At 65.5% G+C, this 24,137-nt stretch carries 24 protein-coding genes; 3 read left to right on the top strand and 21 right to left on the bottom strand.

What is annotated here, in order from left to right; all coding sequences use genetic code 11:
- Positions 1 to 582 (top strand): dual specificity protein phosphatase family protein, encoded by a 582-nt coding sequence (locus G0A00_RS14305; protein WP_164180676.1) that lies wholly within the window; start codon positions 1 to 3, stop codon positions 580 to 582.
- Positions 579 to 1,646, top strand: coding sequence for a LacI family DNA-binding transcriptional regulator (locus tag G0A00_RS14300; RefSeq protein ID WP_164180674.1), 1,068 nt, complete (start codon positions 579 to 581; stop codon positions 1,644 to 1,646). The genes G0A00_RS14305 and G0A00_RS14300 overlap by 4 nt, the downstream gene beginning before the upstream one ends.
- On the opposite strand, the gene G0A00_RS14295 is transcribed toward G0A00_RS14300, so the two are convergent.
- The 16 genes from G0A00_RS14295 to flgB form a co-directional block, all read right to left on the bottom strand.
- Positions 1,613 to 2,719, bottom strand: coding sequence for a c-type cytochrome (locus G0A00_RS14295; protein WP_235952980.1), 1,107 nt, complete (start codon positions 2,717 to 2,719; stop codon positions 1,613 to 1,615). The genes G0A00_RS14300 and G0A00_RS14295 overlap by 34 nt on opposite strands.
- Entirely contained in the window at positions 2,716 to 3,294 is a 579-nt protein-coding gene (locus G0A00_RS14290) for a cytochrome c oxidase assembly protein (RefSeq protein ID WP_164180672.1), read from the bottom strand. Before G0A00_RS14290 ends, G0A00_RS14295 begins: the two co-directional genes overlap by 4 nt.
- Positions 3,288 to 3,701, bottom strand: coding sequence for a hypothetical protein (locus G0A00_RS14285; RefSeq protein ID WP_164180670.1), 414 nt, complete (start codon positions 3,699 to 3,701; stop codon positions 3,288 to 3,290). The genes G0A00_RS14290 and G0A00_RS14285 overlap by 7 nt, the downstream gene beginning before the upstream one ends.
- Entirely contained in the window at positions 3,701 to 6,256 is a 2,556-nt protein-coding gene (gene ctaD / locus G0A00_RS14280) for a cytochrome c oxidase subunit I (RefSeq protein ID WP_164180668.1), read from the bottom strand. Before ctaD ends, G0A00_RS14285 begins: the two co-directional genes overlap by 1 nt.
- A 7-nt stretch (positions 6,257 to 6,263) precedes the next feature.
- Positions 6,264 to 7,223 (bottom strand): cytochrome c oxidase subunit II, encoded by a 960-nt coding sequence (coxB, locus tag G0A00_RS14275; RefSeq protein ID WP_164180666.1) that lies wholly within the window; start codon positions 7,221 to 7,223, stop codon positions 6,264 to 6,266.
- A 107-nt stretch (positions 7,224 to 7,330) separates the two neighbouring features.
- Positions 7,331 to 7,732 (bottom strand): PIN domain-containing protein, encoded by a 402-nt coding sequence (locus G0A00_RS14270; RefSeq protein WP_164180664.1) that lies wholly within the window; start codon positions 7,730 to 7,732, stop codon positions 7,331 to 7,333.
- A gap of 10 nt (positions 7,733 to 7,742) precedes the next feature.
- On the bottom strand, positions 7,743 to 7,970 hold the full coding sequence (locus G0A00_RS14265) for an AbrB/MazE/SpoVT family DNA-binding domain-containing protein (protein WP_164180662.1): 228 nt from the start codon (positions 7,968 to 7,970) through the stop codon (positions 7,743 to 7,745).
- Positions 7,971 to 8,706: 736 nt separating this feature from the next.
- The gene (locus tag G0A00_RS14260; RefSeq protein ID WP_164180660.1) at positions 8,707 to 10,911 is read right to left on the bottom strand and encodes an NADP-dependent isocitrate dehydrogenase; all 2,205 of its coding nucleotides are present in this window, start codon (positions 10,909 to 10,911) and stop codon (positions 8,707 to 8,709) included.
- A 202-nt stretch (positions 10,912 to 11,113) separates the two neighbouring features.
- The gene (gene flhB / locus G0A00_RS14255; RefSeq protein ID WP_164180658.1) at positions 11,114 to 12,238 is read right to left on the bottom strand and encodes a flagellar biosynthesis protein FlhB; all 1,125 of its coding nucleotides are present in this window, start codon (positions 12,236 to 12,238) and stop codon (positions 11,114 to 11,116) included.
- A 13-nt stretch (positions 12,239 to 12,251) separates the two neighbouring features.
- Positions 12,252 to 13,007 (bottom strand): flagellar biosynthetic protein FliR, encoded by a 756-nt coding sequence (locus tag G0A00_RS14250; RefSeq protein WP_164180656.1) that lies wholly within the window; start codon positions 13,005 to 13,007, stop codon positions 12,252 to 12,254.
- A complete protein-coding gene (flhA, locus tag G0A00_RS14245) occupies positions 13,008 to 15,110 on the bottom strand; it encodes a flagellar biosynthesis protein FlhA (protein WP_164180654.1) in 2,103 nt (700 codons plus the stop codon).
- Complete coding sequence (locus G0A00_RS14240) at positions 15,110 to 15,922, bottom strand: lytic transglycosylase domain-containing protein (RefSeq protein WP_164180652.1); 813 nt, start codon at positions 15,920 to 15,922, stop codon at positions 15,110 to 15,112. Before G0A00_RS14240 ends, flhA begins: the two co-directional genes overlap by 1 nt.
- Positions 15,922 to 16,191, bottom strand: coding sequence for a flagellar biosynthetic protein FliQ (locus G0A00_RS14235; protein ID WP_066111343.1), 270 nt, complete (start codon positions 16,189 to 16,191; stop codon positions 15,922 to 15,924). Before G0A00_RS14235 ends, G0A00_RS14240 begins: the two co-directional genes overlap by 1 nt.
- Before the next feature lie 18 nt (positions 16,192 to 16,209).
- Positions 16,210 to 16,539, bottom strand: a complete 330-nt coding sequence (locus G0A00_RS14230) for a flagellar hook-basal body complex protein FliE (RefSeq protein WP_066111341.1) — start codon at positions 16,537 to 16,539, stop codon at positions 16,210 to 16,212.
- An 11-nt stretch (positions 16,540 to 16,550) separates the two neighbouring features.
- The gene (flgC, locus tag G0A00_RS14225) at positions 16,551 to 16,961 is read right to left on the bottom strand and encodes a flagellar basal body rod protein FlgC (protein ID WP_066111339.1); all 411 of its coding nucleotides are present in this window, start codon (positions 16,959 to 16,961) and stop codon (positions 16,551 to 16,553) included.
- 11 nt (positions 16,962 to 16,972) lie between these two features.
- Positions 16,973 to 17,374, bottom strand: coding sequence for a flagellar basal body rod protein FlgB (gene flgB, locus G0A00_RS14220; protein WP_066111337.1), 402 nt, complete (start codon positions 17,372 to 17,374; stop codon positions 16,973 to 16,975).
- A gap of 67 nt (positions 17,375 to 17,441) precedes the next feature.
- Between flgB and fliI the strand changes: the two genes are divergently transcribed.
- A complete protein-coding gene (gene fliI, locus G0A00_RS14215; RefSeq protein WP_066111335.1) occupies positions 17,442 to 18,782 on the top strand; it encodes a flagellar protein export ATPase FliI in 1,341 nt (446 codons plus the stop codon).
- Between the two features lie 54 nt (positions 18,783 to 18,836).
- Here the strand turns inward: fliI and G0A00_RS14210 are convergent, their stop codons facing one another.
- From G0A00_RS14210 to G0A00_RS14190, 5 genes are all read right to left on the bottom strand, one after another.
- Positions 18,837 to 19,985: a polysaccharide biosynthesis/export family protein gene (locus G0A00_RS14210; protein ID WP_368667707.1), complete on the bottom strand. Its 1,149-nt coding sequence runs from the start codon at positions 19,983 to 19,985 to the stop codon at positions 18,837 to 18,839.
- 429 nt (positions 19,986 to 20,414) lie between these two features.
- Entirely contained in the window at positions 20,415 to 21,338 is a 924-nt protein-coding gene (locus G0A00_RS14205; RefSeq protein ID WP_164180648.1) for a hypothetical protein, read from the bottom strand.
- Positions 21,335 to 23,266 (bottom strand): asparagine synthase-related protein, encoded by a 1,932-nt coding sequence (locus G0A00_RS14200; protein ID WP_164180646.1) that lies wholly within the window; start codon positions 23,264 to 23,266, stop codon positions 21,335 to 21,337. The genes G0A00_RS14205 and G0A00_RS14200 overlap by 4 nt, the downstream gene beginning before the upstream one ends.
- The gene (locus G0A00_RS14195) at positions 23,263 to 23,661 is read right to left on the bottom strand and encodes a lasso peptide biosynthesis B2 protein (protein WP_164180645.1); all 399 of its coding nucleotides are present in this window, start codon (positions 23,659 to 23,661) and stop codon (positions 23,263 to 23,265) included. Before G0A00_RS14195 ends, G0A00_RS14200 begins: the two co-directional genes overlap by 4 nt.
- A gap of 22 nt (positions 23,662 to 23,683) precedes the next feature.
- Positions 23,684 to 24,100, bottom strand: a complete 417-nt coding sequence (locus G0A00_RS14190; RefSeq protein ID WP_164180643.1) for a PqqD family protein — start codon at positions 24,098 to 24,100, stop codon at positions 23,684 to 23,686.
- Between the last annotated feature and the right edge of the window lie 37 nt (positions 24,101 to 24,137).

Below are 24,137 nucleotides of genomic sequence, written 5' to 3'. Positions count from 1 at the left end.
ATGAGCCGTCACCACCTGCCCACCGCCGTGCCCGAAGCCGAAGCCGCCGAGGACAACCGCCCGCTGCTCTGGCGCGTCGAGGAAGACATCGGCCCCGGCCTCGACGCGCTCTGGCTGGGCAATCTGCCCGCCGCCGAGGATGGTGCCGCGCTGCAGTCTGCAGGGATCAGCGCCAGCCTCAACCTCGCGATGAACATCTTTCCCGGCCCGCTGCAGCGTCCCGACGGGCTGCATCTGCGCCGCTACCAGATCGGGATGCTCGACGGGCCGGGGAATGCGCCCGAAATGCTTGCCGCGGCGGTGTCGCTGATCGACGGGCTGGCGGCGGTCTACACCCAAGGCAAGCCGCATTACCCTGCCCACGCGAAAGGCGGCCTCTTGGTGCATTGCCGGGGCGGGCGCTCGCGCTCGGTCACCGTTCTGGCGCTCTGGCTGCACCTGCGGCGGCCCGGCGCCTATCCGACCTTTGACGATGCGCTTTGCCGCCTGCGCAAGCTGCGCGGCCTCGATGCGACATACCCTCTGCCGCCGATGCTTGCATTGGCGCAGGAGGTGCTGAACCGGGGCCTCTGCGCGCGATGAAACCGCCGCGCCCGCCGCTCGGCCCGCCGAAGGGCCGCTTCGTCTCCGCCGCCGATGTGGCACGGCTCGCCGGGGTGTCGCGCTCGGCGGTGTCGCGCGCCTTCACCCCGGGCGCGCAGGTCTCGGAACAGGCCCGCGCCCGCATCACCGAGGCGGCAGAGGAGCTCGGCTATCGGGTCAACCGCCTTGCCCGGACCCTGCACCAAGAGCGGTCCGATCTCGTCGGGGTGGTCGGCGGCAATTTCTCGAACCCCTATATCTCGGCGCAGCTCGACGCGCTGTCCAAGGCGCTGCACGCAAGGCGGCTGCAATGCCTGCTGATGAACAGCGCCGGCGGGATCGCCGACGATCTCAAGCGGCTGCTCGACTACCGGGTGCGGACGGTGGTGCTGCTCTCGGGCGCGGCCCCCGATGCGCTGATCCGGCTCTGCGCGCAGAACGGCGCACGCATGGTGCTGATCAACCGCCCGCGTCCGCCCGAGGGCGCGCGGGCTGACCTCATCCTCGCCGACAGCGCGCGCGGCGGACGGCTCGCGGCACAGCGGCTGGCGCAGGCGGGCTGCAGCAAGGTGGCCGTGGTCATCTCAGGCTCGCGCACCTCGGCCAAGCTGGAACGGGCCGAGGCCTTCTGCTCGGAGATGGCGCTGCGCGGCATTCCGGTGACCCGCTGGGCCGATGGACCCAACAGCTACGACACCGGGGTAGAGGCGGCGCGCGTGCTGCTGCGACGGCCCAGTGTCAACGGCATCGACGGCATTTTCGGCGTGACCGATGAGATCGCGCTGGGGGTGCTGAACACGGCGCGGTTTGAGCTGGGGCTGCAGGTGCCTCAGGACCTTTCGGTGATCGGCTTCGACGACGCGCCGATCTCGGCGTGGTCCTCGCATGGGCTCACCACGGTCAGCCAGTCGCTGGAGGATCTGACCCGCGCCACGATGGAGGCCATCGCCTTACCCGCAGAGGCCGAGCCCATGCTCTATGAGGTTCCGGTGCGGCTGATCGAACGCGCCTCGGTGCGGACCGCCGGGGATCAGTTTGCCGGATCGGCGCCAAGCGTCGCGTAATAGGCCGCGAGATCGGCGATATCCTCATCCGACAGGTTCTTCGCCGCGGCCTGCATCAGATGCGCGCGCGGCGTCTCGGGCACCGGCCCGTCGCGGTAGAGATGCAGCCAGTTCACCAGCCAATACCCGTTCTGCCCGGCAATGCGCGGGGTCTCGGCATGTTTCGGCGTGAGCCCGTCATCGCCGCCCTCGTGGCACGAGGCGCAACTGGCGATGTCCTCATGCTCGTCGCCGCTCTGCGCCAAATCCTGCCCGCGCGCCGCATCCCCAAAGGGCAGCGCGCTCCCCTGCCACGCGCCGCTCATACCGGCGTAGCGCTCGGCGAAGCCTGCGCGGGTCTCGGCGCTCAGCGGTGCGGCCAAGGGCTCCATGAAACCGCTCTGCCGGTGACCCTCGGCATAGGCCGCCAGCACCAGCGTCAGCCAGTCCTGCGACTGTCCGGCCAGCTTCGGCGCGGTGCCGTCGCGGCCCAGCCCGTCTTCGCCGTGGCAGCGCGCGCAGGCCAGATCCTGCGGGATCGCGCCGGGCAGCCCGCCGAAGCGCACGCCCTCGCTCTCATAGCCACCAGCGCGGCCAAAGGCGGCCACTTCATAGGCGCGACGGTCGAACCCTTCGTACTGCGACAGGAAGGCCGCCAGCGCCCAAGGCTCATCGTCACGCCCCTCGCCCGGCCAGCTTGGCATGCCGGTGTACTTGAAGCCGTGACGGGCGATCCACCAGAATTCCTTTGGCTCGAAATCTTCGGAGGTCAGCATCGGCGGCTCCGGGCGCATGCCCTGCACCACCGGGTTGCGCGCAATGCCCGGCGCGCCGTGGCAGGTCTGGCAGCCGGTGGCGAAATGACCCGCGCCGAGGCGGATCAGCCCCGGATCATCGAGATCGACGTGCTGAGGCACCTCCACCCGGTTCGCCCGCACCCGCACCGCGTTGCGCAGATACTGGTGCAGGGTCTCGCCAACTCCCGGCAGATGCGGCACCGAGGCCGCGATATTATAGGGCGCGAACCAGAAGAACCCGGCCCCGCCCACGGCCAGTGCCGCGACACCGCCGATAATCCAGCGCTTCAGCCTCATGCCTGCGCCTCCTTCAGTTCGAGTGCCTGCCCCAGCCTGCGCAGCGCCGCGACGAGGTAGATCGCGCCCCCGGCCCCGGCCATCAGCGCGCCCGCCACCTGCTGCTCTTGCAGCGCCGAAAGACCAAGGTGCCCGGCGCAGATATCCCCGTAGAGCGTGCGCGGCGCGAGGCCGATCAGCGCGCCCAGCAAGGTCATATGCATGGTCGTCGCCAGCAGCACCACCGCGCCGCCAAAGCCTCCGGCGGCGCGCACCGTGGCCCAGAGCATCATCCCGGCGGCAAGAAAGCTTCCCTGCTCGAGGACAAAGCCCGTCAGGCTCAGCCGCGCCCAGAGGTGCAACGCGGGCAGGTGCCAGAGCCAGACCACCAGCATCTCGGCCACCGCACCCAGCAGCAGCGCCATGGCCCCCGATGGCAGCCGCAGCGTTGGGGCCCAGAGCGCGGGCACCACCGCCGTCACGCCGAGGTGCAGCACCATGTGCAGCACCATCGAGCCCGCCGCCAGTCCCGGCAGCGGCCCCAGCCAGAGCGCCGCGAGAAGCGCCAGCGCCACTATGCGGCGCGGGCTCAGCATTGGCCCAGCACCATGCCGGGGATCACGGTGAAAAGGATCGCGACCGCCGACAGCACGCAGAGCAGCAGCGCCACATGGCCGACGAACCGGTCGCGTGCGCGCTCGGAGCTTTGGGTGATCTCTTCGAAGATTACGAAGACCCCGCCGTAGCGGCGGATCGCCAACACCGCCAATCCGATGATCGCCGCAATGCAGAGCGCCCCCAGCCCGGCGATGATCCAGCGCGGTTCGGCCAGCGGGGTGCCGCGCCCCAGCTTGGCGCACCAGATCGCCGCAACCCAATAGCTCAGCAGGAAATGCGCCGCCCAGATCGAGGGCGCGGCGACGAGGATCCAGACCGAGCCTTGATCGATGACGCGCGGGGCGTCACCGGGTGGGACGGTCTTTTTCTCTGGCGTCCGGGCCATCACGCGACCCCCATCAGCATCGGGAAGAGCGCCAGCAGCGCAAAGATCACCACCGCCGTCAGCGCAAGGAAATGGGTGAAGAGCGTCAGGTTCACGCTGTCGGCGCGATAGCGCGGCGTGCAGCGCCCGCGCCAAATGCGCGCCGCCACGTAAAGCCGCATCACCGCATCGAGCAGCAGGTGCAGCCCCATCCACAGGATCAGCACCCAGACGGTTGCGTCAAAGGATGCCGCGGTAGGGTCCAGCCCGGCGCTCCACGCCGCCCAGCCCCACGCGCCGATCCCCAGCGCGCCAAGCGGCACACCGACGACCAGAAGCGCCATCGCCTGCCCCTGCCCGCCAGCAGACAGACGCTCACGCGCAAAAAGCGCCGTCACCCAGCCCGCCAGCAACAGCGCAAGGCCGATGATGAGCCAGCCGAAGCCCGGCAGTTTTGCCGCCTCGGGCAGGAAGTCGGGCAGCGCGGTCCAATAGAAGAAGTAGCTGAACACCAGCCCCATGAAGGCGGTCATGTCGCCGGTCATGGTGATGAACACCGCCCACCAGCCGGGCGAGCTGTTGCCCTGCGCATAGGTCGGCAGCACAAGCCCCCTGCCCGCCGCTTTTTCGGGCTTTTCAGGGATTTCCGAGGTGCCGGTCCACAGCCACCAGAGCGTAAAGCCGACAAATCCCGCCCCGAAGATCAGCGTGAGTGCCCAGAGGTGGAACGTGGCGAGGATGAACACCGCGCCAAGGCAGACGGCGGCCCCGATGGTCAGATAGCTCGGCCCGCCGACCCGCTGCACATAGAGCGGGCGCGCGTCGAGGATGTCGGTGATGATCAGCTCGCGTTTGCCCTCTTCGGCGTCGGGCAGGAACCACTCGCCCCGGTCCATCTCGCCCAGCAGGTCCTTTTGCTCCCAGAGCGGATAGCGGGTGTGGATATAGGGGATCGAGCGCACGCCCCACGGCTTGTCGGGCACTTCGGCGCCCCATTCCATCGTGCCGGCATCCCACAGGTTGCGCTCGACCAGCGGCGCCTTGCCGCGCGGCCAGAGCACGTTCACCGCCAGCACCACGAAGCCCGCCGCGAAAATGAAAGCACCCAGCGTCGAGACCATGTTCAGCACCGCCCAACCGTCTGTCACATCATAGGTCCAGACCCGGCGCGGCATGCCCATCACCCCGGTCCAATGCATCGGCAGGAAGGCAAGGTTGAAGCCGCCGAACATCAGCCAGAAGCTCCAGCGCCCCAGCCTGTCGGACATCTTCTTTTGCGTGACGAACGGGTACCAGTAGTGCACCCCGGCAAAGATCGGGAAGAGCATGCCACCGATCAGCGTGTAATGCAGGTGCGCGACGACAAAGTAGCTGTCATGCGCCTGCCAGTCGAAGGGCACCAGCGCCACCATCACGCCGGTCAGCCCGCCGAAGACGAAGATCGCCATCGCCCCCCCGGCAAACAGCATCGGCACCGAGCGGCGCACCTTGCTGACCAGCATGGTGGCGATAAAGCAGAAGATCTGGATGCCCGTCGGCACCGCCACCGCCTCGGAGGCCGCCGAGAAGAAGCTCAGCGAGATCTCCGGCAGGCCGGTGGTGAACATGTGGTGCACCCACAGGCCAAACGACAGGAAGGCCACGCCCACCGCCGACAGCACGATCCACGAATGGCCGACCATGGGCCGCCCGGCGAAGGTCGGCAGGATGGTCGCGATGAGCGCGATGGAGGGCAGGAAGATGATGTAGACCTCGGGGTGGCCGAAGATCCAGAAAAGGTGCTGCCACAGCAGCGGATCGCCGCCCCGGTCGGGATCGAAGAAGGCCCAGTCGAACGCCCGCTCCATCTCCAGCAGCAGATCGCCAGCGATCAGCGGCGGGAAGGCAAAGAGGATCATCCCCGCCACCACCAGCACGTACCAGCAGTAGAGCGGAATGAGGTTCAGCCGCATCCCCGGCGGGCGCGACTTCAGCACGCCGACGATCAACTCGACGGCGGCGGCGATGGAGGACACCTCGATAAACGACAGCCCCAGCAGCCAGATGTCCGCCCCTAGGCCGCTGTAATCGGGGTTGGACGACAGCGGCGCATACATGAACCAGCCGCCATCCGGTGCGACGCCAAAGAACACCGAGCCACAGACGAAGACCCCGCCGATCAGGAAACACCAGTAGCCAAAGGCCGAGAGCCGCGGGAACGGCAGGTCGCGCGCGCCAAGGATCTCGGGCAGGATCAGGATCGCCACCGCCTCGAAGATCGGCACCGCGAAGAGGAACATCATCGCCGTGCCGTGCAGAGTGAAGAGCTGGTTGTAGAGGCTCTGCGACAGCAGATCGTTGTTCGGCACCGCCAGTTGCGCGCGGATCAGCAGCGCCAGAAACCCGGCGAAGGTGAAAAACGCGAAGGACGTCAGCAGGTACCATTTGCCCACCGACGAGTTGTTCACCGCCGAGACGCGCCGCCAGCCGGTGGGCGTCTCCCAGACCTTCATCAGCCGCGCGCGCTGCGCCTCGTCGCGCGCCTTGTCGTAGGGCTCGGCGGGGGGCAGCTTGGAGAGGTCGATCTCTTCGGTCATGCGCGGCTCATTCCAAACTCATCAGGAAGGTCACGAGCGCATCGAGCCGCTCGCCTTGCAGGCCCGGATAGGCGGGCATGTCGATATCGGGCTTCATCTCGTGGGTGTCGGTGATCCAGCGCGCCATATTATCCGGGGTCATCGCGTAGATGCCCGCAGCCAGCTTGTCGCGCGAGGCAAGATGGGTGAGATCCGGCCCCACCGGTCCCTGCGCCTCGGTGCCGCGGATGGCATGGCAGGCGCCGCAGCCCTCTTCGTCGAAAACGGCAAAGCCCGGATCGCCCTCGGCCACCTGCGCGGGCTGCGCCTCACGCGCGAGCCATGCGTCAAACGCCTCGGGCTCCATGACGATGGCGTCGAACCGCATCAGCGCATGGGCACCGCCGCAGAACTCGGCGCAGAGCCCGCCCCAGTTGCCCAGCTTTTGCGGGGTCAGCGCCAGCGTCGTCTCGCGTCCGGGGATCATGTCCATCTTGCCCCCCAGCGCGGGCACCCAGAACGAATGGATCACATCGTCGGCGGTGAGGCGAAACAGGGCCCGTTCGCCAAGCCGCAGGCGGATTTCATTGGCGGTGGTCACCGGGCCTTCGGGGGTGTCATAGATCACCCGCCACCACCAGCGCTCGCCATCCACGCGCACGGTCAGCGCGCCGTCATCGGCGGTGATGTCCTTGAGGATCAGCAGGCCCCAGATCAGCAGCCCGCCAACGACCACCACCGGCAGCGCCACGCCGCCCCAGATGATGAACCTTCGGGCCTGTTGCTCACGTTCGGGCTTGGCCTCGGCGCGGTGGGCGTAGGTGGCCGCGCCGATCACCAGCGTCCAGATCACCGCCGCTCCGGCCAGCACGACCCAGAACAGGGTTTCGACGGATTGCGCTTCTTCTCCCGCCGAAGCGAGCCAGTTGTGACGCCCGCCGCATCCGGCAAGCAGCAGTGGAATGCTCAGGAAGATCCCGCGTTTCAATCCGTACCTGTCCCTTGCACCGACCGCTTATCAAGACGGCAACGGTACGGGGTCGCGAAAAGTTCCCAAATTTGTGAGGCTTGGGTGAAAACGCCGTGAGCGCGGCTTTAGCCGGGGCGGAAGGGATTGACGATGCGCAGGCACCCTTCGACCAGCAGCCCATCGTGCATGTCCTCTGACCACAACGTCTCGCAGCCCGCCTCGAGCGCCGCCGCCACGATCATGGAATCGTAGACCGAGAACCCGTAGCGCGCGCCAAGCGCGCGGCCGATGTCATGGGTGCCTTCGGTCAACGGGCGGGTATCGCAGAGCGCTCGGATCGCGCCGAGGAACTCTCCGGCCTCCTCGTGGCTCATCTTGGCCTTCCGGCGGCAATTCACCAGCGCCTCGTTCAGCACCTGCACGCTGATCACCCCGCCCTGCGCCAGCAGCGCCTCGGCGCGATCCGCCTTCGGCCCCTCGCCCAGCAGGTAGAGGATCACATTGGTGTCGAAAAAGCTCTGCGCCATGTCGAAGCTGTCAGCGCGCGTTGGCCTCGTCGCGGCTCAGCCGGGCGGCATCGGGCAGTCGCCCGCGGAACCGGCGCAGGCCTTCGAGGATTTCCTCGGGCCGTTCCGCCCGGCTCACCGCAAGGCCGCGCGCATCGGGATGCAGGTCGATGCGGTCACCCTCTTTAAGGCCAAGCTCGCGCACGAGATCAGCGGGCAGGCGCACGGCGAGGGAATTGCCCCATTTTGAAACTTGCATGATCGCCTCCACGCGGATGATCTACATCCCTAAATGTATATCCGGCGGGACATCGGTTCAACCTTCCGCAGGAGGCGCGGGCCGCAAAAAATAGACACCCGGGGAAAACCCCGGGCGCCACTCTTACTTAAAGACTAAATGGAACGTTTGGCTGTAATCGCCTTTCCTAGACCCGAACGTCAGACGCCGCCCTTAAAATGCGGGCGTGGCACTACCACCAGAAGCAGAAAATCTTCGATTTGATTGGTCGTGGCAGCGACCCCAGGCACGTTCAGAGTAGCTAAAAATCGCCATTTCGTGAGCAAATTTTTGCCTCAAGTGGCGAATTTCACACAAGCCGCTGTCTTGCCTCATCTTTTCCACAGTCTGTGGACATCGGCTTTGCAACCACTGCGAGAACGACTCGAACTGCGACAATACGCCCCCGCGAAAGCAAGTGAGAATCGCCTGTTTTTCCGCGCCGACTCGATAAAGGGCTCGGGTTAATATGTTGTAAACACGGATATTAATCTGCCCATGGTGGAAAGCACACCATATGATGTGGCGGCAGTTCTAGGCGCTACACTTGGCGGTAGGACGCTTTGATGAGCGGGCCGCGTTTTCGCCCTCAAACCTCGAAAGCTGGCCCATCAGCCACAATACGCCCCTGCACCCCGCGATGCCCAGACTATGTCCGGACATGTAAACGCCCCCGGCCCATCGGACCGGGGGCGCCTTCATTTGGTCAGCATCGGGTTCAGCCGAGGATGCCGTTCAGCGTCGCCGAGGGGCGCATCACGGCAGCGGTCTTCTCGGCATCACCGTGGTAGTAGCCACCCAGATCGGCGGGCTTGCCCTGCACCGCGGCCAGCTCGCCAGTGATCGCCGCTTCGCCTTCGGCCAGCGCCTTGGCGATGGGCGCGAAATGCGCCGCCAGCTCGGCATCGTCCGACTGCGCCGCCAGAGCTTCGGCCCAGTAGCGCGCGAACCAATAGTGGCTGTCGCGGTTGTCCGGCTCACCCACTTTGCGCGACGGGCTGCGGTCATTGTCGAGAATGCCCTGCGTCGCGGCCTCGACCGCATCCCCCAGAACACGTGCCTTGGCGTTGTCCTTCTGATCGGCAAGGAACTTGAAGCTCTCGCCAAGGGCACAGAATTCACCCAGCGAGTCCCAGCGCAGGTGGTTCTCTTCCACCAGTTGCTGCACGTGCTTCGGAGCCGAACCGCCAGCACCGGTCTCGAAGAGGCCGCCGCCGTTCATCAGCTTCACGATCGACAGCATCTTGGCCGAGGTGGCCAGCTCGAGAATCGGGAAGAGGTCGGTCAGGTAGTCACGCAGCACGTTGCCGGTGATCGCGATGGTGTTCTCGCCCTTGGTGATGGTCTCGAGCGAGGCGATGGTGGCTTCGCGCGGGGCCATGATCTCGAACTTGTCCGACACGCCTTTGGCTTCGAGGATCGGCTTCACATACTCGATCAGCTGCGCATCGTGGGCGCGGCTCGCGTCGAGCCAGAAGATCGAGCGGTAGCCGGTCGCCTTCTGACGTTCGATGGCAAGGTTCACCCAGTCTTCGATCGGCGCCTTGCGGGCCGAAGCCGAACGCCAGATGTCACCTGCGGCGACGTCATGCGAATGCAGCACGGTGCCATCGTCGAGGATCATCTTGACGGTGCCCGCCTCGGGGATCTCGAAAGTGGTCGGGTGCGAGCCGTATTCTTCCGCCTTCTGCGCCATCAGGCCGAGGTTCTGCACGGTGCCTGCGGTGGCCGGGTTCAGCTTGCCGTTGGCTTTGAAGAACTCGATCGCCGCGTCATAGACCGGCGCGTAGGAGTTGTCGGGGATCACGCAGTTGGTGTCACCCTCGTTGCCGTCCGGACCCCAGCCCTTGCCGCCAGCGCGGATCAGCGCGGGCATCGAGGCGTCGATGATCACGTCGGAAGGCACGTGCAGGTTGGTGATGCCCTTGTCGGAGTTCACCATATACATCGGCGGACGCGCGGCGCGCACTTCGTCGATGGCCGCCACGATCTCGGCATTGTCCTTCACGCGCTCCAGCAGATCGCCAAGGCCCGAGTTCGGGTTGACGCCAAGCGCCTTCATCTCATCGCCGTATTTCTCGAACACCGGCTTGAGCCATGCTTTCACCGCGTGGCCAAAGATGATCGGGTCCGAGACCTTCATCATCGTCGCCTTCATGTGCAGCGAGAAGAGCGTGCCCTCGTCCTTGGTCTTCTTGATCTCGTCCTCGAGGAAGGCATCAAGCTTGGCGGCGCTCATGTAGGTGGCGTCGACCACGGTGCCTGCCGGATAGGAGACGCCCTCTTTCAGGACTTTCTCACCCGAAGCGGTTTCCAGCACGATCTTCGCGGTCGCGGCTTTGTCGAGGGTCGCCGAGACTTCGTTCGAGAAGAAGTCGCCGCCCGACATCGAAGCGACGCGGGTCTTGCTGGAAGAAGTCCACTCGCCCATGCGGTGCGGGTTATTCTGCGCGAATTTCTTCACGGCGGCGGCGGCGCGGCGGTCCGAGTTGCCCTCGCGCAGCACCGGGTTCACAGCAGAGCCCTTGATGCCGTCGTATTTGGCCTGAACCGCCTTCTCTTCGTCGGTGGTCGCCTCATAGGGGTAGTCGGGCAGCGCGTAGCCCTGCGCCTGCAGTTCCTTCACTGCGGCCACCAGCTGCGGCACCGAAGCCGAGATGTTCGGCAGCTTGATGACGTTCGCTTCGGGGGTCTTCACCCAGTCGCCGAGCCACGCCAGATCGTCCGACTGGCGCTGCGCGTCGGTCAGCGCTTCGGAGAAGGTCGCAAGGATGCGGCCCGCCAGCGAGATGTCCTTGGTGCCGATCGAGACGCCAGCGGCGGCGGCAAAGCTGCGGATGATCGGAAGCAGCGAGGCCGAGGCCAGCTCGGGCGCTTCATCGACCTTGGTGTAAACGATGTCAGGCGTGTTGTTCTCAGCCATAATGCAATGCCTTTCCTGGAGGTCTGGCTCCGTTTAGCCGTTCTGCATACAAAGGTCTACAGTCGCGGTGCCGCAGCATGGGGCAAGCGGCAGACGCCTTTGCCCTACCCCGGTTCTTGCAGGATTTCCACGCTGCGCAGGATGTTTGCGCGACCATCTGCCGGTGACGCCCACGACGAGAGGAATAACCCTGGCCGATGCGTCAGTCTTCCTCGCGCAGACTCGATCCTTCGGGCAGCGGGCGCTTGATGTTGCGCTGCATGTCCATGACGTAGCCGATGATTGCGGCCACCGCTTCCCAGTGCTGCACGGGGATTTGCTTGTCGAGTTCGGCCACATCGTGCAGCGCCCGCGCCAGCGGCTTGTTCTCAATGATCGGAACCTCGGACTCGCGCGCCAACTGACGGATCCGCGCCGCCATGAGATCGGCCCCTTTGGCCACGCAGACCGGAGCCATGTCGACGCCGCTCTCGTATTTCAGCGCCACCGCGTAATGGGTCGGGTTGGTCAGCACCACCGTGGCGCGCGGCACCGACTGCGCAATACGCTGCTTGGCGCGCTCGCGGCGCAATTGCGCGCGCTTGCCACGGATCTGCGGATCGCCCTCGGTGTCCTTGGTCTCGTCCTTGATCTCCTGCAGCGACATGCGCTGCTTGCGCCGGTGATCGAACCGCTTCCAGAACACATCCGCCACCGCGATCACCACCAGCAGCGCCAGCACCACAAGCAGCATCTGCGAGGCGGCCTGCCGCGCCAGTTCGGTCACCACGCCGGGCAGAATGCCCTGCGCCTGCCAAATCTCGCGCACCATCTTATAGGTGATCCAAAGCCCGATCGTCGCGACCACCAGCACCTTCACGATGCTCTTGAGGAACTCCACCATCGCGCTGGTCGAAAAGATTTTCTTAAATCCGCTGATGGGCGAGATTTTCGACAGTTTCGGCTTGATGCGCTCGGCGGCCACAACCACGTCGCCCTGCAGCACCGCCCCGGCCAGCGCCCCCAGAACCATCAGCGCCATCAGCGGCGCAAGCAGCACCCCGACGCCGCGCAGCACGCCCCACGTGACGCCGCCGAGATCGCGGATGCCAGCCACGCCCTCGCCCACATGCACCTGACCGGCGGTCTCGAACACCCCGCGCAGAATGCCCGAGAGCGGCGCCGAAACACTGGGCAGAACAAAGGCCGTCACCGCAAAGAGCGACAGCACCCCGGTCACATTGCCAACCTCCTTGGAGCTGGGAACGTCGCCTTTCTCGCGCGCCTGTCGAAGCTTTCGCTCTGTCGGCTCTTCGGTCTTGTTGTCCTTATCCTCGTCTTCGGCCATCTGCAGCGCCCCCTCAGAACACCAGCAGGCCGAGCCATGCGGCGAATTCGTCAGCGAACTCGCGCAGCATCATCGGCGTCGCCATGACCAGCACCAAAAGCCCCGACATGATCAGCACCGAGCCCGCGACGAAGAACACCGGCAACGTCGGCATCATCCGCGCGGTCAGGCCCATGGCGAGGTTGAGCAACAGCCCCATGACAAAGAACGGCGCGGCGATCGACAGCCCCATATAAAAGCTCTGGCTCACCGCCTTGACCATCTGCTGCGCCAGATCGCCGGTCAGGATCCGCCCCGGCGGGAACACCTCATAGCTCATCACCATCGCGCCGATGATCATATGGTGCATATCGGTGGCGAAGATCACCGCCACAGCCGCCATCATCAGCGCCGAGGAGACGAGGTTTGCGCCCTCGAACGAGCCAAGGCTGGGCGAGAACGCGTTGGCGAGCCCCGAGATCATGCCGATCTGATAGCCCGCGAACTGCAGCCCGGTCAGCAGGATGCGCGCCGTGACCCCGATCCAGACGCCCAGCGTCAACTCGATCGCCATGGTCCCAAGGAAGGCGGCGGGGTTCTCGAAATCCACCGGGCCAAGCGGCGTCAGAGGATAAAGCGCCAGCGACAGCACCAGCGCCATGGCCAGCCGGTGGCGGGCCGGGAACAGCGCCTCGCCGAAGCCGGGCACGAACATGATGATGCCGCCGATCCGTGCGAAGACCAGCGCCACACCGAGAAACTCGGCGGTGAGGAACGCCGAGAGGTTCATCTATTTGCCGATGGTGGCGACGGTGCGCAGCGCCGCCTTGCGGTGAATCTCATTGTGCGACAGCACCGTGGTCATCGGGCTCACCCGCTCCAGCATCGAACGCACGAAGCTGCGCACCTCGGGGCTGACCAGCAGCGCCGGCCATTCGTCACGCTCGGCGAACTGCTGGATCTCGCGGCGGGCCTGCAGCACGAAGTCCTGCACCCGCTGCGGCGACATGACGAAATTGCGCTCGTCGCCGCTGACCCGCAACGCTTCGAGGAATTCCTTCTCCCACGCCGGGCCCATGGTGATCACCGAGATAAAGCCCGAGCCATCCATCATCGACTTGCAGATCTGGTTGGCGAGGCGGCGGCGCACCTGCTCGATGATCTGCGTGACGCTGTTGGTGCTGCGCTTGGCGTCGGCGATCGCTTCGATGATCAGCGGGAGGTTTCGCGCCGAAACCCTCTCGGCCAGCAGACCCTGCAGCACCTGCTGGATCAGCACCATCGGCGCGTTGCCGGGGATGTCCTTGGCCAGCTTCTGATACTCGCGGTCGAGCCCTTCGATCAGTTCCTGCGTGGCGCCATAGGTCATCAGCTCGGGCAGATGCTCCTTCACCACCTCGGTCAGATGGGTGATGATCACGCTTTCCGGATCGACCACCGTCAGCCCCATGCCCTCGGCGGTCTTGGCGGTTTGCGGATCGACCCACAGCGCCTCGAGACCAAAGGTCGGGTCTTTGCCCTTCTCGCCCTTCAGGCCGCAGTTGCCGGGATTGACCACCATCATGCCCGCCGGACGCACCTCGCCGCGGGCCACTTCGACGCCCTGCACCATGATGCCATAGCTCTGCGAGGGCAGCATCGGCTCGTCCTTGATGCGCACGGTGGGCAGCACAAAGCCGAACTCGCGCGCGAAGAGGCCGCGCAGGCTCTTGATCTTACCGGCCAGCGCCGCATCGGGGCTGGAGATCAGCGGCACCAGCGCCTGCCCCAGATCGAGCCGCAGACTGTCGAGCTTCAGGGTCTCTTTGATGTTGTCTTCGGCGGGTGCGGCCTCGGCCTTCTGCCGCGCAACCTCTTCGCGGGCGGCGGTCCTTGCGGCCTCTTCCGCGCCACGCTGCACCAGAATGCCAAGCCCGATCATCAGCCCCGCCAGCGCGGTGAAGACCAGCGCCGGAAAGCCGGGCAGCAGCCCGATGCCAAAGAGCAGCGCCGAGGCCATGAAGAGCGCCTTCGGGAACTTCGAGAGCTGGCCCAGAACCGCCTCGTTCGCCGCGCCTTCGGTGCCGCCCTTGGTGACGATCAGACCCGCCGCCAGCGAGACCACCAGCGCCGGAACCTGCGTCACCAGCCCGTCGCCGATGGTCAGCACCGTGTAGAAATTGGCCGCCTCCGAGAGCGACAGCCCGTGCTGCGCGACGCCGATCAGAATTCCGCCGATGACGTTGATGATGGTGATGATGATCCCCGCCACCGCATCGCCGCGCACAAATTTGGAAGCACCGTCCATCGCCCCGAAGAACCCGCTCTCGTCCTCCAGTTCCTTGCGGCGGCTGCGCGCCTGCTCTTCGTCGATCAGCCCGGCGCCGAGGTCGGCGTCGATCGCCATCTGCTTGCCGGGCATCGAGTCCAGCGAGAAGCGGGCGGAGACTTCGGCGATCCGGGTCGAGCCCTTGGTGATCACCACGAAGTTGATCACCACGAGGATGGCAAAGACCACGATGCCGATGATGAAGTTGCCGCCCACGATGAAGCGCGAGAAGCCCTCGATCACCCCGCCCGCGGCGCTGGGGCCGGTGTGGCCTTCGGAGAGGATCAGCCGGGTCGAGGCGACGTTGAGCGACAGCCGCAGCATGGTGACGACCAGCAGAAGCGTCGGAAATGAGTTGAATTCCAATGGCTTGGGAATCCACAGCGAGACCATCAGGATCAGCACCGAGACCGACAGCGACACCGCGAGGCCGAAATCGAGGATCACCGGCGGCAGCGGCACGAAGAGCACCGCCAGCATCAGCGTCACGCCGATGGCGAAGCCCACGTCGCGGTTGGCCATGCCCTTGCCCAGCAGGTTGCTGCTCTTTTTCTGCGTGGCGGTGAAGGGATCGGTCAGGGCCATCAGAACATCTTTCGGAAGGCGGGAAGCACGGGCTGCATCACCTCGCGCCCAAAGAGCGAGCGCGCGCCCTCGGCGGCGGCGCCCGAGCGGGTGGTGATCGAAGAGGTCCAGAAGTGCCCCTCGGGCAGCGGCTGCGTGGTGGCGACGGTCACCGGCTCGGCGAGGGTGCCGCCCTCTGCCGAAGCGAGCGCGCGGAAGATATCGAGCCGCTCATTGGCGATCTCGACGTTCTGGCGCAGCCGCGAGAGGTAGACGTCTTTATACTCGGGGGTGGCCGAATGATAGCGGCCCGCCGCCTCGATCCAGTCGCCGGTCTGCTCGTAGAGCGAGACCAGCAGCCGTGCCGCATAGTCGACATTCTGCGCCGGATCGAAGCCCTGCTCGTAGGAGGCAAAGGCGTCGGGGTGCCAGCGCAGGTTCACCTGCATGCAGCCAAGGTCGATCGAGGTGACGCCCGCGCCACGGCGCGCGCGCACCCAGCTGGCCGCCGTCTCGGGGCTGTCGAAATAGCGCCCGTCGCCATCGGCATTGGCAGTCCACGGCCAGATCGTCAGCTCGCCCTCATGCATCATCCCCGCCTCTTGCAGGCCGATGCCCAAAAGCAGGTTGCCGGGGATCTGATTGCGCAACTGCGCGCGCAAGATCTCGCGGATGCAGACGCCGCCCGGATCGGCGGCGCCGCGCAGAACCGGCGCGGGCGCGGCGGCGCGCTCTGTCGGGCGGTAGAAATCGCTCCAGTCGGCGCGGGCCCCCGGCGCCACAAGCAGCAGCACCAGCCCGGCCCCCAAAAGCACATCCACCAGACGGCGCATCACAGCCCCCCGCTGACGATCAGGTCGAACACCGTGTCCGAGAACTGTTTGACCATGGCGTACATGAAGGGGATCAGCACCAGCAGGCCAAGAAAGATTGACACGATCTTCGGCACGAAGGTCAGCGTCATTTCCTGCACTTGCGTCAGCGCCTGAAAGAAGGCGACCACGAGGCCGATGACCAGCGCGATCGCCATGATCGGGCCGGACGCGTAGAGCACGGTCAGGAACGCCTCCGACAGGATCGTATGCGTATCGCTTTCTGTCACCGCGCCCCCACTGCCGGATCAGACCGGCATCCGCATGATTTCCTGATAGGCCTCGACCAGCTTGTCGCGCACCGAGACGGCGACCTTCACCGTCGATTCCAGCTCCAGCGTGGCCAGCACCACCTGCTGCGTGTCGGCCCCGCCGCGCAGCCCGGTCTGCGCCGTAGCCTCGGCCTCGCGCATGGTCTGCACGGTTTCCGCCCCGGCCTTTGCGACCATCTCGGAAAAGCTCGGCCCCTCGTTCTGCTCGGGGACGATCGGGGGCGTCTTTTCGGCAACCATGTCGCGCGAGGCCCGGTAGGCCCCGCTGGCAGAGTTCAGCGAAAGGAGCGACGAGGGTTCCGCCATTCTTGGGAGTCCTATTTCAGCAGATCGAGAAGCTGGGTCCGCATGGTGCGCCCGGTTTCAAACATGTTGAGGTTGGCCTGATAGCTGCGCGAGGCTTCGCGCATGTTGGCCAGTTCGAGAATGGTCTTCACGTTCGACACCTTCACAAAGCCATCCTCGTTGGCCGAGGGGTGCGCGGGGTCGTAACGCAGTTCGAAGTCGGCGTCGTCGCGGGTGACATCCGAGACGTTCACCATCGACGCGCCGCTTTCGCGGTCGACCATCTCTTCGAAGGAGATGACCTTGCGGCGGTAGGGATCGCCGCCCGGCTCGTTGGCGGTGGAACTGGCGTTGGCCACGTTTTCCGACACGACCTTCAGCCGCTCGCCCTGTGCACGCATGCCGCTGGCCGCGACGTTGAGAATGGATTTCAGCGGATCCATGACGGCCCCTCTCAGCGAATGCCCGTGACCGCGATGGTCAGCAGGCTGTTGCCCTTGCGGTAAAGCTCGGCCGCAAGCCGGTAGTTGCCCGCCACTTCGGCGGCTTTGATGGTCTGCTGCTCGACCGACACGGTGTTGCCGTCGAGGCTGCCTTCCCACGCGGTCTCGTCGCGCTCGATCCGCACGCCATCAGGCGCGGTGGTGGTGTTGCGGATGTGCTGGGAATCGGTGGTGTCGAGCCCGTTGAAGCTGCGCTGTCCTTCCAGTGCCTCGGCGAAGTCATTGACCTCACGCGCTTTGTAATTCGGCGTGTCGGCGTTGGCGATGTTTTCAGAAATCACAGTCTGCCGCGCCCCGAGCCACGTCATGCGGTCCGAAGCGAGCTGGAAAAAGGACATTCCACCAAGTTTCATGAAGAGTTCCCTTTTGGTTGAAACAAGGATAGCATGAATAAAACGAACTGATCAATGGATAGTAGCCATGCACACGGCGTTTTCGGAGCTATCAAGTCTTACACGGACCATTGAAAGGTCAAGCATTTCCGGGCAGGTGACCTCTGCGCTGGGGCTTGTCCTTACCGTGTCGGGGCTCGAACGCGCCGTCGGCATCGGGGCGCACTGCCTTGTGCAGGGCCGCGAAGGGCCGGTTCTGGCAGAGGTCGTGGGCATCGACTCGCAGGGCACACGGCTTTTGCCCTTCGGCAGCTGGGACGGGGTGCGCACCGGCGATCCGGTACAGGTCTCGCACAGCGCCGCCGAGATTCGTCCCGATGACGCATGGATCGGCCGGGTGGTGAACGCGCTCGGACAGCCGCTCGACGGCAAGGGCCGCCTGCCCGAGGGCGACGCCCCCCGCAAGATCCGCGCCGCCCCTCCCCCCGCCTTCGAACGCCGCCGCGTTGGCGAGCGGCTCAACACCAAGGTCAAGGTGATGGACGTCTTCACCCCGCTGTGCCGCGGCCAGCGCATGGGGGTCTTTGCCGGATCCGGCGTCGGTAAATCGACGATGATGGCGATGCTGGCGCGCGGCGCGCAGGCGGATGTGATCGTTGTCGGCCTCGTCGGCGAGCGGGGCCGCGAGGTGCAGGACTTCTTGCAGGAGGATCTTGGCGAGGAAGGCATGGCGCGTTCGGTGGTCGTGGTCTCGACCGGTGACGAGCCGCCGCTGATGCGCCGACAGGCCGCCTGGACCGCCACCGCCGTGGCCGAGCATTTCCGCGATCAGGGCAAGCAGGTGCTGCTGCTGCTCGACAGCGTGACCCGTTTCGCCATGGCGCAGCGCGAGATCGGCCTTGCCGGGGGCGAGCCGCCGACCTCCAAGGGCTACCCGCCCACCACCTTCGCGGAACTGCCGCGGATGATGGAGCGCGCGGGTCCGGGCTCGGGCAGCGCCGGGGACATCACCGCGCTTTACACGGTGCTGGTCGATGGCGGCGACATGGAAGACCCGATCGCCGACGCGGTGCGCGGCATCATGGACGGGCATATCGTGCTGGACCGAAAGATCGCCGAACAGGGCCGCTTCCCGGCGGTGAACCTGCTGCGCTCGATCTCGCGGATGCTGCCGGACTGCCACAACGAGGACGAATACGCGATCTACCGCACCGCCCGCCGCGCCGCCGCGCGCTATGCCGATATGGAAGAATTGATCCGCATCGGCGCCTATCGTCACGGCAGCGACGAGGAGGTCGACACCGCCATCGCCCTCGCCGAGCCGCTGGACGCGCTGCTCAGCCAGCGCAAACACGAGGCGATGGAAAGCTCGGAAACCTTCGCCCGCCTGCACGGCGCGCTGAGCGACGCGGGGATCGTGGTGGGGTAAGGCTGCCGAACTCTACACTGCCTGCAGCTTAGATTTCGCGCCGGGCGCGCGGCCCTAGTTCGAGTCTGGAATACGCAGGATCACCTCTACCACGTCGCCGGGGTACACGAGGTCTCCGGGGCGCATCTGCGTGCTGACCTCCTGATCGCCGATGCCCCGGTGCACGAGAATTTCGGTGCGGGTCACCGGGGTCTGCCCCTGACTGCCGCCATCTGCCAGCAGCAGACGCAGGCTGTCGACCTGAGCGGTGACCTCTGAAAGCTGCTGCGAAAACCGACGTTTGTCATCCAGCACGCCCGAGAAGAAACTGTCATCCACCCGCGCCAGCTCTTCCTGCAGGCGCTGCAGTTCGGCCTTCGCCTCATAGACATCGGAATCCACCGTGAGCAGCCGGGTCGAGGCCGCCAGCGCCGAATTGCGCGCCTCGTTCACCCGGTCCGCCGTCACCAGCCCCTTGTCGCCCATTTCCAGCGCCCGCTGCAGCCGGTCCTCTTCGGATATGGAAGCCTGCTGATAATTCTCATAGGCGCGCTCGAGGCTCTCGACCCTGTTCTTGGTCAGATTGATGCGCTCGTTCAGATCGACACGCTCATACTGGCGCTCGCGCAGGGCGATCTCGATCTCGGACACCAGCGCCTTGCCTTCGACGTCGCCCAAATAGCCGCGCAGTTGCTCGGCCTCTGATTTTCCAACCGACACCCCGTCGAGCGGCGCCTCAAGCAGGATTTTGCTACGCAAAACCTGCGCTTGCATCCATTTCTGCGTCTGCAGGGCGGATTGCAGCCTTACGGTGCTGTCCGCGGGTGCCCGCAGCCCTGCCAATTCCGCAATTTGTGCCCCGCCGGCCTGACCCAGCAACGCGCGCACCGTCATCCCGGGCACAAAATCCACAGTGCCTGGCTGGGAAATATCGCCGATCACCGTGACCGGCCGATAGCGGAGGACCTGCAAATAGATTTCATCGCCCGAGAGCACCGCCGTGCTCTTCTGGGCCCCGTCGAAAACCTGCACCTCAAGCCCCGTGGCGGCGACCTCCATCTTCGTATTCAGCTCGGCCAAGGTGATGCCCGCAGCCTTGTGCTGATCCAGAAAGGGAAAGCGAATATTCCCGGTCATGTCGATCGTCGCGTCCCATGTCTGGCCAGAGATACCCGGCATGGAGAGGCGCAGACTGTCGCCGGGCTGCAGCAGGTAATCATGCACCAACGACCCGGTCCCAACCGTGGAAGAGGACGACTGGGATTGCGCGCGCGCAGCGGATGCCGTGACCAAGCCCGCGAGAGCGATGCAGAACACGCCGACAATCAGCGCGCAGGCACCGTGCGCACGCCTTGGCAAAGCTGGCGTCGGAGCGGGAGGGTCAAAGGCTCTGATCAGCGTGGCGGCGCGGCAAAAGCTCTTCAGTGTCATGACGTTTCCAATAATAGCACAAGACAATAGGGCCGGACATGCCGCGCCGATTTCGCGGAACCGACTCCGAGGCAGCGACATGTAATGCCTGATTTCAGCATAGAGGCATTTGCGGTTCCGAGCAGCTTTATTCCAATGACACGCCCGGCTTTGCGGCCCTGCGGGCGGCCAGTGCCGCGCGGGTATGCACTTGCACAACTTATTGGAGAGCCGCGCGCCGGATCAGGCGGTTGCGGCAGCGGCCTCGGCGCGAATGACCCGCGCGAGATCATCGAGTTGCCCAAGGTCGCGGCGGATGTGCAGCACGTAAACCGGCGTCGATTTCACCACATGGCAGCAGCGCTTCATGAAGACCGCCAGATGGGCTTTTCCCAAGGAGGTATTCCCAAAACGCGCGATGAAGGCGAAATAGAGCAGCGCCTGCAGCGCTTGCGTCGCCGGAAGCCGTTCTGCGCGGGTCTCGCCCTCCGCCGTCGGGGCAAGCAGGAAGATCGCCCGCGCCGGCGCGGGACGCGCCATCTTCGCCGGGTTGATCTGCTGCTGAACCTTGGTGATGGAGGGGTGTATCAGCTCGGAGCCCGCGCCATCCTCAAGCGCCAGCGCCTCGGCGGAATCGGGCCAGAGCTTTACCGCGGGAAACCCGGTCTGCACTTCGGCAGAGCTGTCCGGAGCGCTGCAGTCGAGCGCCACCAAATCATCGGTCAGCAGATGGTGGCCGGCGCGCAGCAGGCTCGACACGGTGGTCGATTTGCCCGCACCCTTGTCGCCCAGAACGATCACCGCGCCGCCATCCACATCGACGCTGCCGCCATGCAGGCAGAACAGGCCAAGCCGCTCGAGCGTGACCGAGATGACGATCCCAAGCAGCGGCTGGCAAACCAGCCGCCAAGGCACATCGGGGCGCGGATCGACGCGAATACACTCTGGCGTGGTGATCTCGAAGGCACCAACAGTGCTCCATTCGAAAAACTGCCGCGTCTCGGTGATTTCGAAGAAGGGATCCTCCGCCTGCGCGCCCTGCCGCAAGCCGTCTGAAAGCTTGACCCAGATGGTCGGCTGAGCCTCCGGCGCAGCGACCTCCAGCACGTCGATCGGGAACTCTGACGCGATGACCTGCCCAAAAGCGTGATAGCGAAAATCACTCACCACAACGTTCCCTCTCGCTGGCACGCGTTCCAATGGTCCAGCCGCTCGAGCCATGCCGCGAGATAGATCGCCTGCCACAGAACCTGCACGACCGCCGCGCTTTCCTTGGACGGGCCGTTGCGCATCAAGGCGTACCAGTCCCAAAAGACCGACAGATCGACGATCGCCTGCAAGCGCTGCTCGATCCTCCGGGCGCGGTCTGGATCGTCGAGATAGGCCAGAACGAACCCTGCGACCTCGGTATTGAAATTGGCCTTGTCCGGGCGCCATTGGACGCGCGGCGGCAGACTCCCCGCCATCGCTTCGCGCAGGACCCGGCGGCTCCAGCCGCCGCGCAGCTTGCCCTCGGGCGGCACCCGCAGGCAAAGCTCGACCAGCGCGCGGTCAAAGAACGGATAGATCGGCTCGATCCCCTGTGCAGCGGCACTGCGATGCAGCACCTCGAAGGCCCGCACCATCACCGGCGCCGAGATGGTGCGCAGATGCGCGCGCCGCTCGTCGGGCGGACCATAAGACGGTGAAAACGCCTCATCGGCGCGCTCTTTGCGTCCATCCACGTCCTGCGCCGCGCGATACTCCGGGTGCAGCAGCGCCAGCGTATTGGTGTTTGACGTCCGGCCACCCTCGATCCTTCGCCCGATCCATCCGATCGCCCGCCGCCGAACGCTGCGGCGGCGCAGCGGCGCATGCCGGTAGAGATAGGCCAGATAGGGCTCGAGCACCGGCTCTCCGTAGATGCGGGCGGCGCCGCGCATCTCGCGCCAAAGCGTGAGATAGGCCCCTTGGCTCGCCAGTTCCGCCAAACGCAGGTAGCCATGCGAGATCACCTCGTCGCCACCATGCCCATCCAGCAGCGCCTCCATGCCTTGCGCCCTTGCTTCGGCGTAGATGCGGCGGCTTTTGAGCAGTCCGGGTGCGGGGCAGAGGTCGAATTGCTCTTCAACAAGTTGCGGCAAATCCTCCGGTTGCGGCCCACGCTCTATGTGGATCAGCACCGGATCGGCCCCGATGTGTTGATTGACCTCCGCGATGAAGGGGCTTTCGTCGAAGCTGTCGCTCTTGTTGTAGACGAAAGAAAAGCTGCGCAGCGGCTTTCGCGCAGTTGCGGCTGGCGCAGATGCGGGCGCGGTGGCAAGCGCCGCGATGGATGAGGAATCCAGACCGCCGCTGAGCATGCAGCCGGTCTTGGCAGGGTCCCCCCGGCGCAGCGCGACAGCGCGCTGCAGGGCCGCGCGCAGGGCCGGCGCCGCGTCGGGCAGCGGCATCGGCTCGGGCATGACAAGCTGCCAGTAGCGCTGCGTCTGCGGCGTCGATCCGGGCCGCCACGTCAGCACATGCGCGCGCGGCAGCCGATCGAGTCCAGCATAGACGGTGCGGGTCTCACTCTCTTCGAAGCCAGCGAGATAGGCAGAGACGGTGTCGGCGCGCGCCACCAGCGGACGCGCGTCCAGATGCGCTGCAAGTCGCAGATCGCTGGCGATCACCAATTGCCCGTCCTGCGCCCCGAGATAGAGCGGGCAGATGCCAAAATGGTCGCGCACCACGGTCAGGCAGGCGCTGTCGCCCTGCCAGAGCGCGAGGCCGAAACTGCCGGAGATCCGGGTCAGCGCCTCTGGCCCGCGTTTCGCGCAGAGCTGCAGCACGAGATCCAGATCAGGCAACGCGTCGCTCCCGGTGCCCTCAACCCCCTGATCAGGCCCCAGATCGGCCAGCAGCTCGGCGCGATTGTCGAGACGGACATGGCCGCAGAGGGTCAGCGCCTCTGTCTGCTTCAGAGCAGATGCATCGCTCGCCCAAAGCCAAAGATGCGGGTCTCGAACGCAGCACGCCGGGTCGCTGCCCTGTGCCTGCAAAAGGTCGAAGCGGCGCCGACTTTCGACCGCACCGGTCGACCCCGACAACGCCAGAAGTGCGAAATCGACCCTCATATGTGCTGCGAGGAGAAGCGCGACAGCGGCGCAAAGCGGCGTCGGGCCAGTTCCTCACCACCAAGGATCACGCTGTCCTGCCAGAGGAGCCAGGCATGAAAATCCGTCGCCTCGCTGGCCGCGGGCGTCGCGGCGCTGGCGGCCCCGATCACCAGCTCGGTGGGCACGCCAAACCAGCTCAGCACCGCCTGCCCGGAAATCGCCTGTGTCATGCAGGTGGCCTTGGGCACGAAACGCGCGGCCTTCGCCACGCTGCGCGCAACCACATGGGCGCGGGCGGCATTGTCGCGGCGTCGTGCATTGGGCCGGACCAGCCACTTTCGAATGCGGGTGAATTTGGTGACACAGAGCGCCGCCCGGACGAATACCACTGTCAGCAGGCAAAGCAGAAACAAAAGGCCGCGCCGGAGCCCGGCTCTAACTCTGTGCATTGCCCTCGGGGCCCTCGGGCGCGACCACGCTCGCCAAGCCCGCCGCAACCAATTCTTGCAGCAGGGCCTCGATATCCTTGCGACAGTCGTCTTCAGAGACCGAAAAGGCTTTTGTCACCGCCGAGATCAGCTGAGATAGCGGCGCAGGAGTTTGCATTGCATTCCAAACCTCTGCGCCGCTCGCGTTCAGGGTGTAGTACAGGCTCGTCTCCAGATCGAGCAAAGCCCAATGCCCCCCAAGATCAGAGGCGACAACATCTGGGCGCGCGACATAAAGACATTCCGCAGCACCGGATGCTGCCTCGTCCGAGGAGGACACGTTCAAAGAGGAATTGGACATAAATTTCGGGAACAACTGGCTGAAGTTAAGAAAATGAGTCGTCACGGTCTCGACCGTACCCATTCCCATTCGCGGTTTTGCTGTGACCCCAACCGTAGCC

The sequence above is a fragment of the Salipiger sp. PrR002 genome (assembly GCF_010500775.1).
Taxonomy (GTDB): Bacteria; Pseudomonadota; Alphaproteobacteria; order Rhodobacterales; family Rhodobacteraceae; genus Salipiger.
This window is presented reverse-complemented; position numbering and strand designations above follow the sequence as displayed.

Coding starts and splice junctions, on each gene's coding strand:
- G0A00_RS14300 (WP_164180674.1), top strand. CDS start 579: ATGAAACCGCCGCGCCCGCCGCTCGGCCCGCCGAAGGGCCGCTTCGTC.
- G0A00_RS14305 (WP_164180676.1), top strand. CDS start 1: ATGAGCCGTCACCACCTGCCCACCGCCGTGCCCGAAGCCGAAGCCGCC.
- G0A00_RS14295 (WP_235952980.1), bottom strand. CDS start 2,719: ATGAGGCTGAAGCGCTGGATTATCGGCGGTGTCGCGGCACTGGCCGTG.
- G0A00_RS14230 (WP_066111341.1), bottom strand. CDS start 16,539: ATGGCGGAACCCTCGTCGCTCCTTTCGCTGAACTCTGCCAGCGGGGCC.
- flgB (WP_066111337.1), bottom strand. CDS start 17,374: ATGAAACTTGGTGGAATGTCCTTTTTCCAGCTCGCTTCGGACCGCATG.
- flhA (WP_164180654.1), bottom strand. CDS start 15,110: ATGGCCCTGACCGATCCCTTCACCGCCACGCAGAAAAAGAGCAGCAAC.
- G0A00_RS14250 (WP_164180656.1), bottom strand. CDS start 13,007: ATGAACCTCTCGGCGTTCCTCACCGCCGAGTTTCTCGGTGTGGCGCTG.
- G0A00_RS14265 (WP_164180662.1), bottom strand. CDS start 7,970: ATGCAAGTTTCAAAATGGGGCAATTCCCTCGCCGTGCGCCTGCCCGCT.
- G0A00_RS14200 (WP_164180646.1), bottom strand. CDS start 23,266: ATGAGGGTCGATTTCGCACTTCTGGCGTTGTCGGGGTCGACCGGTGCG.
- G0A00_RS14240 (WP_164180652.1), bottom strand. CDS start 15,922: ATGCGCCGTCTGGTGGATGTGCTTTTGGGGGCCGGGCTGGTGCTGCTG.
- flhB (WP_164180658.1), bottom strand. CDS start 12,238: ATGGCCGAAGACGAGGATAAGGACAACAAGACCGAAGAGCCGACAGAG.
- G0A00_RS14290 (WP_164180672.1), bottom strand. CDS start 3,294: ATGCTGAGCCCGCGCCGCATAGTGGCGCTGGCGCTTCTCGCGGCGCTC.
- fliI (WP_066111335.1), top strand. CDS start 17,442: ATGCACACGGCGTTTTCGGAGCTATCAAGTCTTACACGGACCATTGAA.
- G0A00_RS14190 (WP_164180643.1), bottom strand. CDS start 24,100: ATGGGTACGGTCGAGACCGTGACGACTCATTTTCTTAACTTCAGCCAG.
- G0A00_RS14285 (WP_164180670.1), bottom strand. CDS start 3,701: ATGGCCCGGACGCCAGAGAAAAAGACCGTCCCACCCGGTGACGCCCCG.
- ctaD (WP_164180668.1), bottom strand. CDS start 6,256: ATGACCGAAGAGATCGACCTCTCCAAGCTGCCCCCCGCCGAGCCCTAC.
- flgC (WP_066111339.1), bottom strand. CDS start 16,961: ATGGATCCGCTGAAATCCATTCTCAACGTCGCGGCCAGCGGCATGCGT.
- G0A00_RS14270 (WP_164180664.1), bottom strand. CDS start 7,732: ATGGCGCAGAGCTTTTTCGACACCAATGTGATCCTCTACCTGCTGGGC.
- G0A00_RS14260 (WP_164180660.1), bottom strand. CDS start 10,911: ATGGCTGAGAACAACACGCCTGACATCGTTTACACCAAGGTCGATGAA.